20 protein-coding genes are annotated in these 16,101 nt (G+C 60.1%); 10 read left to right on the top strand and 10 right to left on the bottom strand.

Annotation, left to right across the window (positions count from 1 at the left end; all coding sequences use genetic code 11):
- Positions 1-227: 227 nt before the first annotated feature.
- Together JJE47_14505 and JJE47_14510 are read left to right on the top strand one after the other, a co-directional pair.
- Positions 228-650: a universal stress protein gene (locus JJE47_14505; protein ID MBK5268635.1), complete on the top strand. Its 423-nt coding sequence runs from the start codon at positions 228-230 to the stop codon at positions 648-650.
- Positions 651-738: 88 nt separating this feature from the next.
- Positions 739-1,359 (top strand): AAA family ATPase, encoded by a 621-nt coding sequence (locus tag JJE47_14510; GenBank protein MBK5268636.1) that lies wholly within the window; start codon positions 739-741, stop codon positions 1,357-1,359.
- Between the two features lie 139 nt (positions 1,360-1,498).
- On the opposite strand, the gene JJE47_14515 is transcribed toward JJE47_14510, so the two are convergent.
- The gene (locus JJE47_14515; GenBank protein ID MBK5268637.1) at positions 1,499-2,395 is read right to left on the bottom strand and encodes a sulfotransferase domain-containing protein; all 897 of its coding nucleotides are present in this window, start codon (positions 2,393-2,395) and stop codon (positions 1,499-1,501) included.
- Positions 2,396-2,496: 101 nt separating this feature from the next.
- On the opposite strand from JJE47_14515, the gene JJE47_14520 reads away from it, so the two are divergent.
- Positions 2,497-3,201 (top strand): SDR family NAD(P)-dependent oxidoreductase, encoded by a 705-nt coding sequence (locus tag JJE47_14520; protein ID MBK5268638.1) that lies wholly within the window; start codon positions 2,497-2,499, stop codon positions 3,199-3,201.
- Positions 3,202-3,347: 146 nt separating this feature from the next.
- Positions 3,348-4,319 (top strand): NAD(P)-dependent alcohol dehydrogenase, encoded by a 972-nt coding sequence (locus JJE47_14525; GenBank protein MBK5268639.1) that lies wholly within the window; start codon positions 3,348-3,350, stop codon positions 4,317-4,319.
- Between the two features lie 42 nt (positions 4,320-4,361).
- On the opposite strand, the gene JJE47_14530 is transcribed toward JJE47_14525, so the two are convergent.
- From JJE47_14530 to JJE47_14545, 4 genes are all read right to left on the bottom strand, one after another.
- On the bottom strand, positions 4,362-4,877 hold the full coding sequence (locus tag JJE47_14530; GenBank protein MBK5268640.1) for a nitroreductase family protein: 516 nt from the start codon (positions 4,875-4,877) through the stop codon (positions 4,362-4,364).
- Positions 4,878-4,929: 52 nt separating this feature from the next.
- Entirely contained in the window at positions 4,930-5,502 is a 573-nt protein-coding gene (locus JJE47_14535; protein ID MBK5268641.1) for a dienelactone hydrolase family protein, read from the bottom strand.
- 97 nt (positions 5,503-5,599) lie between these two features.
- Entirely contained in the window at positions 5,600-5,926 is a 327-nt protein-coding gene (locus JJE47_14540; protein MBK5268642.1) for a hypothetical protein, read from the bottom strand.
- Positions 5,917-6,699, bottom strand: coding sequence for a GNAT family N-acetyltransferase (locus JJE47_14545; protein MBK5268643.1), 783 nt, complete (start codon positions 6,697-6,699; stop codon positions 5,917-5,919). Before JJE47_14545 ends, JJE47_14540 begins: the two co-directional genes overlap by 10 nt.
- Before the next feature lie 75 nt (positions 6,700-6,774).
- Between JJE47_14545 and JJE47_14550 the strand changes: the two genes are divergently transcribed.
- Positions 6,775-7,434, top strand: a complete 660-nt coding sequence (locus JJE47_14550; protein ID MBK5268644.1) for a phosphoribosylanthranilate isomerase — start codon at positions 6,775-6,777, stop codon at positions 7,432-7,434.
- 2 nt (positions 7,435-7,436) lie between these two features.
- The gene (locus JJE47_14555; GenBank protein MBK5268645.1) at positions 7,437-8,375 is read left to right on the top strand and encodes a sugar kinase; all 939 of its coding nucleotides are present in this window, start codon (positions 7,437-7,439) and stop codon (positions 8,373-8,375) included.
- A gap of 119 nt (positions 8,376-8,494) precedes the next feature.
- Here JJE47_14555 and JJE47_14560 read toward each other — a convergent pair whose 3' ends face one another.
- A complete protein-coding gene (locus tag JJE47_14560) occupies positions 8,495-9,427 on the bottom strand; it encodes a sodium:calcium antiporter (protein ID MBK5268646.1) in 933 nt (310 codons plus the stop codon).
- Positions 9,428-9,819: 392 nt separating this feature from the next.
- Between JJE47_14560 and JJE47_14565 the strand changes: the two genes are divergently transcribed.
- Complete coding sequence (locus JJE47_14565) at positions 9,820-10,194, top strand: hypothetical protein (GenBank protein MBK5268647.1); 375 nt, start codon at positions 9,820-9,822, stop codon at positions 10,192-10,194.
- A gap of 5 nt (positions 10,195-10,199) precedes the next feature.
- Here the strand turns inward: JJE47_14565 and JJE47_14570 are convergent, their stop codons facing one another.
- On the bottom strand, positions 10,200-10,520 hold the full coding sequence (locus tag JJE47_14570) for a hypothetical protein (GenBank protein MBK5268648.1): 321 nt from the start codon (positions 10,518-10,520) through the stop codon (positions 10,200-10,202).
- A gap of 392 nt (positions 10,521-10,912) precedes the next feature.
- On the opposite strand from JJE47_14570, the gene JJE47_14575 reads away from it, so the two are divergent.
- The 3 genes from JJE47_14575 to JJE47_14585 all read left to right on the top strand — a co-directional run bounded on the left by JJE47_14575 (position 10,913) and on the right by JJE47_14585 (position 14,456).
- Positions 10,913-12,232: an acyltransferase gene (locus JJE47_14575; GenBank protein MBK5268649.1), complete on the top strand. Its 1,320-nt coding sequence runs from the start codon at positions 10,913-10,915 to the stop codon at positions 12,230-12,232.
- 358 nt (positions 12,233-12,590) lie between these two features.
- Positions 12,591-13,352, top strand: coding sequence for an SDR family oxidoreductase (locus tag JJE47_14580; GenBank protein ID MBK5268650.1), 762 nt, complete (start codon positions 12,591-12,593; stop codon positions 13,350-13,352).
- Between the two features lie 102 nt (positions 13,353-13,454).
- Entirely contained in the window at positions 13,455-14,456 is a 1,002-nt protein-coding gene (locus JJE47_14585) for an acetamidase/formamidase family protein (protein MBK5268651.1), read from the top strand.
- Here JJE47_14585 and JJE47_14590 read toward each other — a convergent pair.
- From JJE47_14590 to JJE47_14600, 3 genes are read right to left on the bottom strand one after another with little or no spacing between them, the layout of a single operon-like run.
- Positions 14,427-14,834, bottom strand: coding sequence for a hypothetical protein (locus JJE47_14590; protein MBK5268652.1), 408 nt, complete (start codon positions 14,832-14,834; stop codon positions 14,427-14,429). The two genes, JJE47_14585 and JJE47_14590, sit on opposite strands and share 30 nt — an antisense overlap.
- Positions 14,822-15,058, bottom strand: a complete 237-nt coding sequence (locus tag JJE47_14595) for a CoA transferase (protein ID MBK5268653.1) — start codon at positions 15,056-15,058, stop codon at positions 14,822-14,824. The genes JJE47_14590 and JJE47_14595 overlap by 13 nt, the downstream gene beginning before the upstream one ends.
- Positions 15,058-16,086 carry an MmgE/PrpD family protein gene (locus JJE47_14600; protein MBK5268654.1) on the bottom strand — a complete coding sequence of 343 codons (1,029 nt, stop codon included), beginning with the start codon at positions 16,084-16,086 and terminating at the stop codon, positions 15,058-15,060. The genes JJE47_14595 and JJE47_14600 overlap by 1 nt, the downstream gene beginning before the upstream one ends.
- Positions 16,087-16,101: the final 15 nt, after the last annotated feature.

Here is a 16,101-nt window from a genome sequence, read left to right on the forward strand (position 1 = left end):
TTCGACCGTCAGCGTTACCAGATCGCCGAGTCCTGACCAATCATCAGATACGGTTTGATCAGGCGCAGTTCGTTGGTTACCTGGTCGGGTGAGAGGTTCGATCTGGCGAGGATACCTGGTTCCTCCGACAAGCTCGGAAATGTCGGCATGAAGTGCAATCTGGACGGTGCCACCGGGTGTAGGTTGAAGGCAACCGAACGAGGGAAGCAAGGGTTATGAAGGTCTTGGTGGCAGTGAACAGAGGGTCGAGCACCCGCAAGGTGCTCGAATTTGGTGCGCGTCTCGCCGAACAGACATCGGGCACGCTGCAGGTGCTGCACGTCATCTCGAACGAAGAGCGTGAAGCCCGTGAGCAGGTGCCCGGGCAAAGCCACTACGTCGACGTAATGATGGACGAGGCGAGACGAGACCTCACGACCAAACTGAGCGAAGTCGGCGTTGCCGACGCCGCCGACGCAGTGATGGTTCGGGTTGGTCAGCCAGTTGCAGAAATTGAGAAAGTTGTAGCCGAAGTTGAGCACGACGTGCTGGTCATAGGTATGCGCAGGCGTTCACGAGTCGGCAAGTTTCTGCTCGGCAGCGACCTCCAACAAGTACTTTTGGTGAGCAAACACCCGGTCGTAGCAGTTCCGACCGACGACCTCACCTAAAGAGGCATACCGCTCAGTCGTTTCGTCGGCTAGTTCGACAATGGGGTCTCGAACCCGGTAGCGTGCCCCAAATCGGACAGAATCGCTCGTGAAAACACCAGCCTCATCAAAGATCGCCTTTATCGGGTCGCATTCGGTTCGCAAGACCAACGCCGTGCATTCCTTTGCCGGCGCCGTGGGTCGGAGCGGGCGAAGTGTGGAGGTCGGACGTGAAGTCATCAGATTCAACCCACTCGGACTGAATGAAGGATCCACTCCCGAAGCCCAACTGTGGGTCATCATGGCGCAAATCCAGCAGGAGTTGGAGCTCCGATATCGAGCTGAGGTGCTGGTGACCGACCGTGCGGTTATCGACAACTTCGCCTATTTCCTCCGGGCGACCGGGGGTGACGACCCATTCGATGTGAAGCCACTTGTCCGAAAGTGGTCCGATACGTATGACCTCTTCGTGCGATTACTCCCCGATGTGCCGCTCAAGGTCGATGGGGTCCGGAGCATCAACCGAAAATTCCGAGACGAGATCGAGTCGATACTTGACCTCATCCTGCCTTCCTACGTCCCGAAGGATCGACTGGTCACGATTCGGGCGTCAGAGATAACCGAGGGCTTCGATTGGGCGAACCTCATCGAACGCCTAGTCGGCCCTCCCGATCCAGCCGAACCCGCAGTTCCCCAGCCGGTATCTTTGCATCCGACGTTATGGGACTAGCCGGACCAGCACAGTCGCAGTCGAGGTGGGCTGGTGGGGGCGGCGATCGAACTGGCGTGAGTAGAAGTAGTCGCGACAGGTTCGGGTCACGATCTAGTTCCACCAGGGGCAGAACCCGTCCTCGATCAAAGCGGTGATCTCAGGAGGTTACGCGCAGCTGCTCGACAACGTCGTCATACGAATGTAGGTCATAGGTGGCACCCATCGTTTCGGCCCAGTTCCGTTCCATCGTGGCGAGAATCTCGGGGGAGAGTTCGTAGCGCTGTGGGTCGAACGTACTGTCGGTGATCTTGGTCGAGCCGGCACCGAGCGGTAAAGCCCCAACTTCGTCCGAGCGTTGTCGGTGCAAAAGATCGTCAAAACGATCCCCATGTTCCAGCATGAATTCGCGGGAAGACTGGCGGACAACCAGGTCGATCAGCGCCTCATCAGCGTCGATCCCGATGAACTGTGCCACGGCGATGATGACCGGCCGGATATCTTCTTTCATGAGTTCGTAAGAAAGGAGCAGCACGTCTTCATTGTCACGTTGACCCCACCATGACGCCATGTGAGTCCAATAGTCCTTACCCCGGCCCCGATCAAGATGAGGGGCGAGATACTCGGCCAACGTGACCGTTCCCGGTTCGAACATCCAACCTTCGTAGAATCGGTAATACGAGACGAGCGTGCTGCGGGGCTCCCGGAACGAAACGATGTATCGGGCACCTTTGGGCACGGCGTTGTACGAATAGTGACTCTTGAACGCCCGCGGCCACCAGCCCTGGTCGGCGTCAAGGTCGATCCCGAGCGCATCAGCGACTTCGATCCACGGGGTAAGCCGGGAGATGTCGTCGAAATCCATATCCCCGCCCGAGCGAAGCTCATGCACGATCTGCTGGAGCCAGGTGGTCCCGGACTTGCTCCAGGGAGTGATGATGACGTCATCCGGTCTCGGCTTGAACTCTTTCCCGCGTTCGAAGGTGATTGGCGGGAAGATGAGATTCTTGGCTGCAATCATCTCATCAAAGGATTGCGGGTAACGGTCAGCAGACATGGCTCCCGAGCCTACCTCGGAACACCGGCCATTTGGTCTGTTCCAGCCGCAAAGGATCCCGCAAAGGGTATCGTCTGCACATTCGAGTCCAGGAGGCGCAAGTGTTCGTTGTGACAGGTGCATCCTCTGGCATCGGCCGCGCCGTAACCGTTGCTCTCGCCGAGCGTGACCAATCCGTCCTTGCCGTCGCTCGGGACTCAGCCGGGCTGCGCGAGCTTCCCGCGAGCTACCCCCATGTGACCGCCCTTGCCGCTGACCTCTTATCTGGCGAAGGAGCGAGCCGAGTTGTCGAAGCCTGCGCCTCGTATCCCGCCGTTGGCGGAATCGTTCACGCAGCAGGCACCCTGATCGAACCACAAGCGTTTGGCTCGATCGACTCCGGCGTACTACTCGACGAGATGCGGGTTCATGTCATGGCTCCGATCGACCTCAACCAGCAACTGCAGACACAGCTGGGGCGGATCGTGTTTCTGGACAGCTACTCGTCCAACGATCTCAGGGTTGGCTGGGCTGCCTACTCGATCGTGAAGGCCGCGGCGCAAATGGCAGCTCGCTCGGCGGCCGAAGAACTCGTGAATGTCAAGGTAATCCGAGCTTTCCCTGGAGCAGTTCGAACGCCACTGGTCGATGCCGTGTTGAAATCGCCGCACGATTCACCGACCAGGCAGACCTTCCGGGCGCTTCAAGCGGAGGGAAAGCTCTCCCCACCAGACGAAATCGGCGAATGGATCGCCTACCTCCTCCTCGATACTTCGGATGAGGAACTCAGCGCCCGGCCAACCTGGCAATACGGCGAATCCTTCTAGAGCGGACACTCTTCCCAACCGCCTGGAGCCGGTCAGGTACGATCTCGGTACAACGCTGAAAGTCGCGATCGAGGCGACATCCACCACACCCATCGCGACGCCCACCTGATCGACACCCACAGCAAGCAACGAGAGAAGAACATGCCATGAGAGCGTTCATCCGCACCGAATACGGATCGCCTGACGTCCTTGAGCTCAGTGACGTACCGAGGCCGACACCAGAAGCCGACGAGGTCCTGGTACGAGTTGTGGCGTCTTCCGTGAACATGGCCGACGTCGACTACTTGCTGGGGCGTCCTTCCATCGCTCGGTTGGGGACGGGACTACGAAGGCCGCGCAATCCCCGCTTGGGCTTGGACGTCGCAGGTGAGGTCGAAGTGGTCGGTGCCAACGTGACACACTTTGGGACAGGTGATGAGGTGTTTGGGGATCTAACCGCATATGGATTCGGCGGGTTTGCCGAGTACGTATGTGCCCCAGAGGCAGCCTTCGCATTGAAACCACTGAACATGACGTTCGAAGAGGCCGCCGCGGTACCTCAAGCGGCCGTGATGGCTTTACAAGGCCTTTGCGGCAAACGACCCATCCGACCTGGTGATCGGGTTCTAATCAACGGAGCAGGCGGGAACATCGGCCCGTTCGCGGTCCAAATCGCCAAGTCGCTCGGAGCGGAAGTGACCGCAGTTGACAGTATGAAGAAGCTGGAGATGTTGCGAAGGATCGGTGCCGACCATGTCATTGATTACGGCGCCGTCGATTACACAGAGAACGGGCTTCGGTACGACAGGATCTTCGATATCGCGGCCTTTGGCTCAATCCTCGCCAGCAGACGCTCTTTGACCAGAAACGGCGTCTACGTCATGGTTCCCGGTACGATCCCTGGACTGTTCCGAGCGATGTTCCTGGCGCCCCTGATATCGATGTTCGGGAGCCGGAAGATGTCCATGCTCGCCTGGAAACCGTTCCGACAAGAAGACGTGGTTTTTCTGAAGGAACTGATCGTTTCGGGTGATCTGAAATCGATCATCGACCGAACATTTCCGTTCTCCCGCATCCCCAAGGCGCTCGAGTATCAGCAGCACGGGCATCCACAAGGGAAAATCACGATCCAGATGTGAGGATCAGGCCCGGTTACGGCTGGCTATGCCCGGGGCTGGGCTTCACCACGAGTCGAAATGGACGACCTCATCAAAGGGACGCCTATCCAGGTTCTTTATGGGCATCAGGGGACGATCGGCCGGATAACCGAGCGCCACGAGGATGGCTACGAAACGATCCTGAGGCAACCCGAGCACTTCCCGGGCCAGGTCCTGGTCCCGGCAGGCCGCCAGTCCGCTTCCCACTCCTTGATCGGCAGCCACGACGGCGAGTTGAAGGGCGGCTTGGCCGAGATCGAATCGGTTCATGAGGCCCATGCGTTCATCGTCAGAAATCGGCTGAACGAAGGCGACCACAGTGGCAGCACCAGCCGTGAATCCAGCCCCCTGCCAAACCGCCGACAGGCGGGTCTTCTGGGCCTGATCACTGACGACCACGAAATCCCATGGCTGACGGTTGCTCCCGGAAGGAGACAGGCGAGCACCCTCAAGAATGCGGCGCAGGACCGCATCGGGTATCGACTCATCGGTGAAGCTGCGGACCTGACGGCGAGATGTGATGGCGTCCCATGTTTCCATGTGCACACCCTAGAGGGTCGGCACCGACCGTGTCATCTGCTCCCGGGTCCGCCTAGATATTGTCGAGGAACTCAAGCATCCGACGCACCACGAGCGTCGTGGCGGCTTCGTCGTATGCCGGAAGCGAGCTATCCGTGAAGTAGTGCTGATCGCCGCTGTACAGGAACAGTGCGCCGTCGTCGGCTTCTTCGACGAGCTCCCGGGCGGCATCGAGATCGCCCTCATCGACGAAGAACGGGTCCGCGTCCATACCGTGAATTTGAACCGGAACGCCTGCCGGCCACTCCCCAAACTCCGACGTCGGCAAGCACGAATAGAGGAAGACTGCGCCGCGGGCACCTGGTCGGGTCTGTGCGAGCTTTTGGGCCGACATGACGCCTAGCGAGAGCCCAACATACACGAGGTCGGCAGGGAGGCCTTCAACGGCCTTGACGCCCAAATCCATCGTCTCCTCAAACCCGATTGTTCGCACAAAGGCGAGCCCCTCTTCGATGGAGTCGAAGGTTCGACCGTCAAAGAGATCGGGCGTATGCACCGTGTGGCCGGCCGCCCGAAGTCGGTCGGCGAAAGCCACCAGACCGGATGTCAATCCCTGCACGTGGTGGAACTGCACTATCTCAGCCATGATGATCCTCCATCTGCTCGCCACGAGACAAGCCTGGTCACAAGAGAACCAACATTACCGGTCCTTCACGCTGCGGCAGATGCCAAACCGGGGCTCCTCACTGGCTCCGGCAGGACAGTAGATCGTCGACGGTCGAAGAAGTGATCTGGTGGCGTTCCCCATTGGCGGTCAACCATAGGTCTCCATCGATTTCATTGACGGTCACCGACACCGTGCCGCAATCGGTTTCGACGCGTCCATCGCCGGCGCGTGGACCCACGCTGACCCAGTCAACCTCTAGACCGATTGAAGCGACGCGATCCCGGAATTCTTCGGGAGTTCCGACCGCCCCGTCGGCCAGCCAGTACACAACCGAACCTCCGAAGATCACCAGAACAACGGTAAGGCTGACCAGAAAGATGAGGCGGCGCCGATCTACGACCACGGTTGATCCTTCTCGACCGGACGAAACGACTGAAGAGATCGCAACTGTTCCCCGAGTTCGTCGAAGTTTTCTGCGCTCAGCCACGCTTGAAACGAAGCCCGCAACAGCGGCCAGTCTCTATCGATGATGGCGTACCAGGCGGTATCACGGTTGCGGCTCTTGTAGTGGGTCGCCTGCCGGAAGACTCCCTCGAATTGGAAGCCGAGTCGACGGGCGGCCGCGTGCGAAGGAGCGTTGAGATGGTCACACTTCCATTCGCACCGTCGGTATCCGAGTTCAAAGCAATGGTTGATCATCAGGTACAGCGCCTCCGTTGCAGCGCTGGTTTTCTGAAGGCCCGGTGAGAACGCCAATGACCCGATCTCAAGCACCCCGTTTGGTGGGTCGATGCGCAGGTATGAGGCCAACCCGACGGCGACTCCAGAAACGACGACCGCGTACGGCAACCAACCATCGAGCGTGTTGAGTCCATCGAGTATCCGAGAAAGCTCATGAACATCGGAGAATGGGCCGAACGACATGTAGGTCCAGAGCGAGGTCGAGGCAGGAGCGAATGCTTCGAACAATTCGGCGGCATGGTCGCCAGGATCAAGCGGGACCAGATCGACCCGAGCCCCCTGGAGCGGGACGCGAGACGGCCGGACGGGCTCCTGCCAGCCGAGAAGATCGTCCCCGATCAGTTGTCCAAACTCATTGGTCCGGGTCACGCAGTGATCGTAGTGGTTGCCGTGGCATCCATACGCCCAACCTGCCTGCAGTGAGGACTGCTCCATGGCCAGTTGGCGACCCGGGTGCCGAAGTGCGATTATCCGACGGACGTGAACAACCTCATTGTCCAGATCTACACGATGCAATCTGTCGAAGAAGCCCTGGCAGTGGCAGCGCTCGGTGTCGACCACCTCGGAGTTACCCCATCCGATCGAGGTCTACCGGGCGAGATCTCCAATAGCCTCGCAGCGGATATCTGCTCGACATTGATCGGGGTTGCCAAGTCGGTGGCGTTGACTGTCGAAACCGACCTCGACGCCATCGAATCCATGGTCAGCGATGTCCGCCCCGACATTCTGCACCTTTGTGCCCCAGCGGGCGCGTTGGGGCCGGCCAGAGTGGAAATCCTGCGGCGTCGGATCCCTGGAACTCCCATCATGCAAGCGATCGCGGTGACTGGCCCGGAGTCGGTTGACGTGGCCAGGTCGTACGCTCCCTTTGTCGACTACTTGATAGTTGATTCCGTCGATCCAAACATCGCAGGCGTCGGAGCAGCGGGAACGATCCACGACTGGGCCGTGAGTGCCGCAATAGTCGCCGCCGTGGAGCTGCCGGTGATCCTGGCCGGTGGATTGTCACCTGAGAATGTGTCGGCGGCCATCGCACGCGTCCAACCCTCGGGAGTTGACTCGCTTACCCACACGAACCGGCCCGTAACCTCGGGCGGCTTCCGAAAGGATCTTGTCAAAGTTCAGCGCTTTGTCAAGGAAGCCAGGGGAGCGACACCATCGGACGGATAGTTGTGATTGGCGACGCCAATGTGGACCTCGAAATTCGCCTTCCCAAACGCGGAGTTTCCCCGCACGCCAATCCGGACCCCCGACTCTTCGGCGGGGGATCTGCGGCAAACACCGCAGCCGCTCTCGCCCGACTGGGAGAGCAGTGTTCGTTTGTTGGCACGGTCGGAGACGACAGCTACGGCCGATATGCAGTCGAAAGTTTGCGCCAAGTGGGAGTCGACACGGAATCGGTCGAGACCACCCCTGATGAATCCACCGTGACCGTCATTACGGTGCTACCGACCGACGGAGACCGGCTTATCTATGTGTGGCCGCCCCGGGGCGGTGCTCATGGCCGCCTCCATGAGGCCCAAACCGTCGCATCCCTTATGGGCTCCGATTGGCTTCACGTATCTGGCATTTGTTTGCGCCTGTCTCCTGCACGCGAGGCGATTCTTGAGGCGATGCGACGGGCGAAAGAGGCCGGCATTCCCGTGTCTTTCGACCTCAACCTCCGCCTTGAGAACTGGGGATGGGAAGACAGCTTTCGAGATGTCGTCGAAAGAGCCATGACGAGCGCGGACGTGATCCTCGGCGCGGCAGCCGACGAAATCATCCCCCTTACCGGACTCAACGATCCGATCCAGGCGGCCACGCAGCTGGCTGGCCCGAATCGCGTGGTCATAGCTCGATTAGGAAGAGGAGGGGCTGTGGCTTGTTCCGCTGATGGGATAGCCCGGGCAGGCAGCTTCGACGTAGAGGTAGTCGACACGGTGGGTGCGGGCGACGCCTTCAACGCCGGCTTCATTACGGCACGGAGACGAGCCCTGGACCTGGCCGAAGCCATCCGTTGGGGCAATGCCGTTGCTGCTCTCACCATCGCCAAGGCGGGTGCCCGCTCGACGCCAAGCATCGACGAGGTGGAGCGGCTGCTGGCTTCGGTGACCGCACCGCTCGAGTAACTGCTCCAAAGTCAAATGGCTGGTGTCTCACCACCGGACAGAAGACCGACTGCCTGCTCGGCAGACGAACCCGGCTGAGCGCGACCGATATACGGAGGCCCGGTTCAGCGGACGGGATATCAGGCGTTAAGCAGGATCGGGTACATCGCCGCGTACATCAAGATGAAGACGAAGCCACTCTTGCGATCGTGGCGTTCCCGCACGGACAGCACCAGGGTAACGAGCAGGGCCACGACGACCGCCATCAGGGACGACCAGAGGGCATACGAAACGGTGACGGCCACCGGAGCTATGGCCGGGCCGGCACCGACCGACAGCGAGGCGTCGACCATCGACGAACCAAGAACCTCTCCAACCGCAAGATCTCGCTGTCCTTGTCGCAACGCGGTGAAGTCGACGATCAGTTCCGGCAACGAGGTTCCGATTGCCAGACCGAAGAAACTCACCAGAAACTCCGGTAAACCGAGTATCTCCGCAATCTCAATAAGCGAGAACACAGCTGCCATCGCGCCTGCCGCAACAATGCCAAGCGCGAGAATCGTGGCCGCGACAAGCCGCATCGACTTCTCTGGTCGCACAACCAGCACTGGGTCGGATGCGACCAACCGCCGCTTCGCGACGAACACTGACATCCCCAACCACAAGACGATCAGGGTCATACCGTCACCACGAGACATCCAACCGTCAGCCACCATCACGGCGAGCACCGTGAGCGCAACCGCAGTGAGCAGCCCAATCGTTTGGACACGTCGACGCGTCACCTCAAACGGCCCAACAAGAAAGGGAAGCAATCCCAGGATCAGCGTGATCTGGGTTACTGCCGACCCGACTGAATCACCGAGATTAATGTCACCATTTCCGGACAACGATGACACGACCGAGTTGGCGACTTCCGGGAGATCAGTACCAACGGATAGAAGGACCGCCCCAACGACAAAGGGTGAGACGCCAAACCCAAGCGCTACTCGTGATGCGGAGTCCACGGCGCGGCGACTTCCCCATACTGCCACGGCGAGACCGACGGCCGCTACCAGCACCCATACAGAAACCATCTCATAGGCCACGCTATCGAAGCCGGTTCCGGCTGACCAGAGCGATAGGACCCAAGATCCGGCCTTCCGCTATGACAATCGTGGCGGGACTCCTTGGGGTTAGTCGCCAACTCGATTGACTACTTCACGGGTAGATACCTGGGCAGGCCAAGTAGGCGATGGTCGCGTCACGATTCATTCCGCGGAAGCTGCGCCCGTTTTCGGCCAAAGAGATCCGTAGCGACCTTGCCGATCTTATCCAAGCCGGCAGGTATATTCCAGCGACCGACACGACAAAGCCGTTCGATGCGCTCGCTGACGCTCACGACGACTGCGGGTAAGGTCACACCTGTGGATACGGCGTGGTCACGATCCCGGCGAACGACAACAGCCTGACAACAGAGAGTGACTGAATGATGGTAGAAGTGAGGATCGTTCTTTCCGGGCTTTGGGTAGCGCTCATGCTCACCTACCTGTTGGGAGACGTTCTGCGAATCTTCGCGGGAGATTTCGTCGCCGGAGAGATGGATGGCAAGCCGGTATCTCCAGCGCTCTGGGTGGTTGCTGCCTTCGTCATGCTGATTCCGATCGTCATGCTCGTCCTATCCCTCACACTGGGATATCCGGCAATCCGATGGGCCACCATTGTCGCCTCGGTGTTTTTGGTTCTCTTCAATCTGGTTGGGTTGCCATACGATGGCCTCTACGACAACTTTTTGATCGTTGTCGGATTCGTGTTCAACGCGCTAATCGTTTGGCACGCTTGGAACTGGCAAGTTGGCGGGTAGGTCCGTCAGGAGCTCCGTTGCCAACTGAAACTAGGTACGAGGATGCCCTCACCCGGCACCCCATATTTGATCAACGTGAAACAAATCAAGATTGTGGCGAGAGGCACCGGGCGCTCCGCATACAGGGAGGCTGACTGAAAGGTGGCCAGCTTCGCACCGTATTCGGTCAGCAGCCAGGGCGATCGGTCGTATCGTTTCCGGCTCGTCGGAAAGAAGTTGTAGGCGTAGTCCTTGCCGTTGATACCGTAGGACCGTTGGCCGACCGAAGATCCAATCGCCAGCCTGCCGGTTGGGCAGGTGACAATCGGAACAAGCTCCCCACCCATTCCGCCGGAGCCGATACGCCATCGAGTACCGTCCGGGAGCTCGACACGACGACCCCGCCCGAGAAAAACTCGGAACCAACTATCGCGGCCCAACCGGGCGAGAATCTTTTGCTCGCCGTCGGGGGATCGAGCTTGGACCAGCAATGATGAAGGGAATCGGATCCACCTCACCCGCTGCATGGATGCCGAACCAACAATACGATCGATACCTAAACAGTACGCGACGCAATTGAGCGGCAAGGCCAACCGAACGAAGGAGACCACTGGCAGGGGAGGGAAGCGGGCTGACCTGGGAAAACACCGCTGGCGCAGCGGTCAGTTCAAGCCGGTAGATCGTCAGACGCACCACTGCGCCGGTACGCTGGGCGAAGATTCAACCAATGGGGCAGAGGGTGAAGAAGTATCTCGCTTACACGGCCAAGCTCGCAGCTGACACTCCGGCTGACCGGAACCGGATCGTCGACTTTTGGCGCGTGGTGGCGATTCTCGTTGTGGCCTTCGGCCACTGGTTGGCGGCCTCAATCTGGCTCAAGCCGGACGGCGAGATCGCCCTGCTGAATTCTCTCGAATGGATCCCCTATGCGGCGTGGGTCACGTGGATCGTGCAGGTAATGCCGATCTTTTTTCTGGCGGGCGGATATGCCAACGCGCGAGGATTACGCAAGGTCGAGGCGAATGCCGCACCGCGCCGCGACTGGATCACAGCCAGGGCGCGCCGCCTCTTCACTCCCGTTGTCCCTCTGCTCGTCGTCTGGGTGGGCCTCATCCTGGTGATGCGGACGTTCGTGCCTGCTGAGGTCATTTACGCCGGAGCCATGTCAGCCACAGTGCCTCTGTGGTTCCTTGCCGTCTACCTGCTCCTCAACGCGATAGCGCCGCTAACGCACGCCTGGTGGGAGCGATCAGGTGTCGTCACGATCCTCATCCTGTCTGGCGCGGCCATTGCGGTAGACGTCGCCCGTTTCGCACTTGACGTTCCGGGAATCGGCTGGGCCAACTTCTTGTTTGTGTGGGCCACCGTTCATCAAGTTGGCTATTGGTGGTCAACGCATGACCGGGGGAATGGGGTACCGGCTCGGACCGGGTGGATTATCTTCGGGACGGCCCTGGCCATGCTCATCGCAGTCACATGGATTGGCTGGTACCCCGTAGCCATGGTCGGGGTCCCTGGTGCAGGGCTAACCAACATGACACCGCCGACGTTTGCGATCGCCATCCTCAGCTTCATGCAATTCGGGATAATCATTGGCACGCAACACAGCATTCGGCGCTTAACCGCGAAACCCAGGGCGTGGCACGGCGTAGTCACCGTTTCCGGCATCCTGATGACCATCTACTTGTGGCACCTCTCGGCGATGTCACTGATAGCGGCGGCCGGTCTGTTCACGTTTGGTGGTCGAGTCTTCAAAATCGAACCAGGTACGATGTTGTGGTGGGTAACTCGACCGATCTGGCTGCTTGCCCTCGCCGCTGCGACCATCGGATTGCTGGCGATCTTTGCTCGCTATGAATGGCGCATTAGCCGGGCACCGACGCCCGAAAGCCGGAGGGTCGTCGCCATTGGCCTACTCCTGATCGCCGGTTCCGCAGCTGCGGTCGCAACTATTGGCATCAGCACACGAGATGCGGTCGTGCAGTGGACGATCCCGGTCGCGGCGATCGCCGGAGCAGCCATGCTCGGTGCATTGCCAACCCGAAAGAAGCCCGGTTAACGTGTCAGGGTGAGCGCCTGCAGAAGCATCAACGACGAGGCTATTCATGCTTCTTCGAGTCCCTGGCAAGCATGAAAATCACGGCAAAACCGCCAATCCGATTGTGAGTAGCGCGACAGGCACGACGAACGTTTCTTTCGTTTGAGGACCACCGTCTCACCATCCATCATGTAAAAGGCATGTTCAATGGGTAGAGGCGAACTGCCCGGCCGAAGAGCCGCTTCGTTGGTATGGGCCGACAGACCTCGAATCGGGACCTGTACGTGGATTAGCCGACCCGATTCGCCGTCTTCTTCGACTCAGGGAGTGCGATACTTGGATCGACAGGAGTTCAGGATCGGACAGAGGAGGCGGACGCATGGACCTGAAGCTTGAAGGACGCACCGTCCTGGTCACTGGCGGTACCAGGGGAATTGGGAGGGCGATCGTTGACGGTTTTGTCGCCGAAGGCGCCAACGTCGGTTTCTGCGCTCGTACCGTCTCCGAAGTCGAGGCAACCGAACAGGCCATCACTACCGACACTGTCGATGTGGTCGGCACGGCCCTCGATATGGGCGACCCGGCGGCCATCAACGCCTGGGTGGTCGATTCCGCCGAGCACTTCGGGGGTATCGACGTCATCGTCAGCAACGTCAGTGCCCTGGCCATCCCCGATACCGACGAGAACTGGGAGGCGTCGCTCCGGGTAGACCTCATGGGAACCGTCCGTTTGGTCAAGGCAGCGATGCCGTATCTCGAACACAGCGACGCCCCCTCGATTGTCGCCATATCGAGCGTCTCGGGTCGGGAGGCCGATTTCGCCTCAGGTCCCTATGGCACGGCCAAGTCGGCAATTATCGCCTACGTACAGGGTCTGGCTCTTCAGTTGGCGGAAAAGGGGATCCGGGCAAATACCGTCTCTCCAGGGAACACGTACTTCCCGGGTGGCGTATGGGAAAGCATCGAACGCGACAACCCGGAACTGTTCGGATACGCCATGGGTCTGAACCCGACCGGCCGCATGGCAAAACCCGCTGAGATTGCCGCCGGAGTCGTATTCCTGGCGAGTCCGGTATCCAGTTTCACGACCGGTACCAATCTCGTCATCGACGGCGCCCTCACCCGCGGGATCCAATTCTGACAAAGCGGATTCGCTGACGAATCTCGTCTTGAGTGACGAAATGACAGTTGGTATCACGTAGTCATCCGGTAGCGGGTGGCTCGCAAGAGCATTGGAAGATGTATGGACATTGTGGAATTCACACCGAGCCCTGAACAGTACGCATACACGTTTGGTGGGGTGGCACCCGTCATGCGGATCAAGCCGGGATCCGTGCTCCGTCTCTGGTCGGAGGATGCCTTCAACCATGCCCTGAAGTCGATTCACGACCTACCCAGCGAGAAGGTTGACCTCCGGTACGTGAACCCGCAGACCGGTCCCTTCTATGTGGAAGGGGCCGAACCGGGGGATACGCTCGCCATTCACATCGTCGACCTTGCTCCGGCCCGGAGCTGGGGGGCTTCGGCGACCATTCCATTCTTCGGTGGCCTGACGGGCACAGACCGCACGGTCAACCTCCAGGACGGGCTCCCGGAAACGACGTGGATCTATGAAGTCGACACCGCCAACAACACAGTCGGTTTTCAGGCCCGGTTTGGAACGTTCGAAGTTCAGCTTCCCATGGCCCCCATGCTCGGTACGGTCGGAGTTGCCCCGTCGGGAGGCGAGGTGCGTTCGTCACTCGTTCCGGAGCGCTTCGGCGGCAATATGGATTCGCCAGAGGTCCGGGCCGGAACGACGGTGTTTCTTGGTGTCAACCAGGAAGGCGCATTGTTCTCTGTAGGTGACGGCCACTATCGGCAGGGTGAAGGGGAGGCATGCGGAACTGCGGTCGAGGGAGCGATGAACTCGACGATCATCGTGGAACTCATCAAAGGTCAGGCACCAACCTGGCCCCGGTTGGAGAATGACGATTACTGGATGGCGGCCGGTTCGTCCCGACCGATGGAAGACTCCTGGCGCATCGCTCAAGTTGAGATGGTGCGGTGGTATCAGGAACTTTTCGGCCTGCATCAAATGGACGCGTATCAGCTGTTGTCTCAAACCACGGAGGCACCAATCGCGAATGTCGTCGATGCCAACTACACGGTGGTGGTGAAAGCAGACAAGGCCCCGTTGCCAACGGTCGATGCGTTCGACGGAATGCACGCCGAACTACGTGACCTGGCCCGCCAATTGAAATAGCCGATCTCGCCCACGGCGGGGCGGGGGATAGCAGAGACGACTATTCGCCGGGCGACTGGCTTGAACCTGACTCGCACAACCTCGGGCCCCGAGCTCCAGGACCACCGCCAACGGATACAGCGCGGCGAGCGCCAGAACTGATGACCGGATTCCCTGTCGGGTTCGGTTACGGAACAATACAAGGAACATTGCCAGGCCTGCCACCGCCACGATCACATAGGTGATGTGCGCGTCTCGGTGATCAATATGTGCCCACAACGCCAGGGGTTCGGCCATCGAAACGGCCGCAAGCATTGTCGCAGCAACCAGTTTCCGAGCCGGGTTCTTCAACCCGCTGCCAACTACCGCCGATGCCGGCCCCGCGATTACCTGAAGCACCGTGTTGAGCGGACCGTTCGGTACGCCCGCGCCGCCCAGACGCTCGAGAGCCTCGGCTGTTGTGAAGTGGCCGATTGCCGCCTCGACTGCTTCATCGACCTCGCTCCGAGCCTCGGTGCACCTTCCGGGGGCTCCAATTCGATGACATCCGCCCCCATCTCGGCAAGGATCTGGCCTGCGTACGGTCCGGCGAGGACCCGGACCCCGTCGAGCAATCCGCTCATCAGCCCACAATCAGATCGAGGACGTCTGAGATTGGGCGGTCTGGTTCATCGAGTGAACCGATCAGGCGATCCCCCGAGAGTTGTCGTACCTTGGCCTCGAGTTGCTCGGCAGTCATGGGGTGTTGGGGTGACCCACGGGCGGCATCGACCTCTATCGAATCGGATTCCCAGGAAAATACGGCAGCCGACTCGTCGAGTTGATCGTCCAGGCGAACGGTGACCTTGCTAGCGAGCTTTCGGGCAGCGCCGTCGACTCCGGCGAAATCCTCAACGTTGGGCGCCCCGTAGAGCAACGCAAAGGCAGTCGTATAGGGGATCGAGAACTTGGCCTCAAGGCCTGTGGTGACGTCATCGAGCGGAGCCGCCTGACGGGACCGGGGATGGACCATGACCGTTCCGCCGTCAATTGGATCGACAGATCCGGAGGCGGACGCCTGGATCGCGGCTTCGATGGAACTGTGGGTTTGGAGGCAACACGGGAAGGCTTTGATCCAGTTCTCTTCAATAGCTAGATCGGAGGGAACCGGCTCAGCCCATGGCGCACCGTAGGCGGATTCATAGCCGCGGCGGACGTTGGTGCTGGTCGCCGCCCCGTTGGCGGCTAGCAACGCGGCGTTGACGCCCTGGGCTGCTGCCATCCCCACCTGGAGGGACTTTCCGTCCGTTCCGAAGGCCGTACGCAGCCCGCCTGCGCCAAGGATGGCCAGAAGCTGAGCATTGACGGTCTGTGAATCATCGAGCCGTAGAAGATGGGCAGCGGCCGTGGCGGCGCCCACCGTCCCGGTTACGGCGGTGGGGTGCCAGCCGCGTTCGTACAGCGTCGGATGTCCCGCCTTTGCCAAAGCAGCCATCGCTTCGAAACCGGCTGCGTATGCGGCCAACACCTGTCCCACAGACCCTCCGACGTGTACTCCGACCACGACGGCGGCAGGAGCGGTGGGAGCGGTGATATGTGAGAGTCCGGGGGTATAGGTGTCGTCGAAGTCGAGGACATGGCCGGCCACCCCGAGCCGGGCTGTGCGCTGCACCAGTCCGCCATCATC

Source organism: Acidimicrobiia bacterium, assembly GCA_016650365.1.
Taxonomy (GTDB): Bacteria; Actinomycetota; Acidimicrobiia; order Spongiisociales; family JAENVV01; genus JAENVV01.

Excerpts from the sequence above, each read along its gene's own strand:
- JJE47_14515 (MBK5268637.1), bottom strand. The coding sequence starts at position 2,395 with ATGTCTGCTGACCGTTACCCGCAATCCTTTGATGAGATGATTGCAGCC.
- JJE47_14525 (MBK5268639.1), top strand. The coding sequence starts at position 3,348 with ATGAGAGCGTTCATCCGCACCGAATACGGATCGCCTGACGTCCTTGAG.
- JJE47_14530 (MBK5268640.1), bottom strand. The coding sequence starts at position 4,877 with ATGGAAACATGGGACGCCATCACATCTCGCCGTCAGGTCCGCAGCTTC.
- JJE47_14535 (MBK5268641.1), bottom strand. The coding sequence starts at position 5,502 with ATGGCTGAGATAGTGCAGTTCCACCACGTGCAGGGATTGACATCCGGT.
- JJE47_14545 (MBK5268643.1), bottom strand. The coding sequence starts at position 6,699 with ATGGAGCAGTCCTCACTGCAGGCAGGTTGGGCGTATGGATGCCACGGC.
- JJE47_14550 (MBK5268644.1), top strand. The coding sequence starts at position 6,775 with ATGCAATCTGTCGAAGAAGCCCTGGCAGTGGCAGCGCTCGGTGTCGAC.
- JJE47_14560 (MBK5268646.1), bottom strand. The coding sequence starts at position 9,427 with ATGGTTTCTGTATGGGTGCTGGTAGCGGCCGTCGGTCTCGCCGTGGCA.
- JJE47_14565 (MBK5268647.1), top strand. The coding sequence starts at position 9,820 with ATGATGGTAGAAGTGAGGATCGTTCTTTCCGGGCTTTGGGTAGCGCTC.
- JJE47_14570 (MBK5268648.1), bottom strand. The coding sequence starts at position 10,520 with ATGGGTGGGGAGCTTGTTCCGATTGTCACCTGCCCAACCGGCAGGCTG.
- JJE47_14580 (MBK5268650.1), top strand. The coding sequence starts at position 12,591 with ATGGACCTGAAGCTTGAAGGACGCACCGTCCTGGTCACTGGCGGTACC.
- JJE47_14585 (MBK5268651.1), top strand. The coding sequence starts at position 13,455 with ATGGACATTGTGGAATTCACACCGAGCCCTGAACAGTACGCATACACG.
- JJE47_14595 (MBK5268653.1), bottom strand. The coding sequence starts at position 15,058 with ATGAGCGGATTGCTCGACGGGGTCCGGGTCCTCGCCGGACCGTACGCA.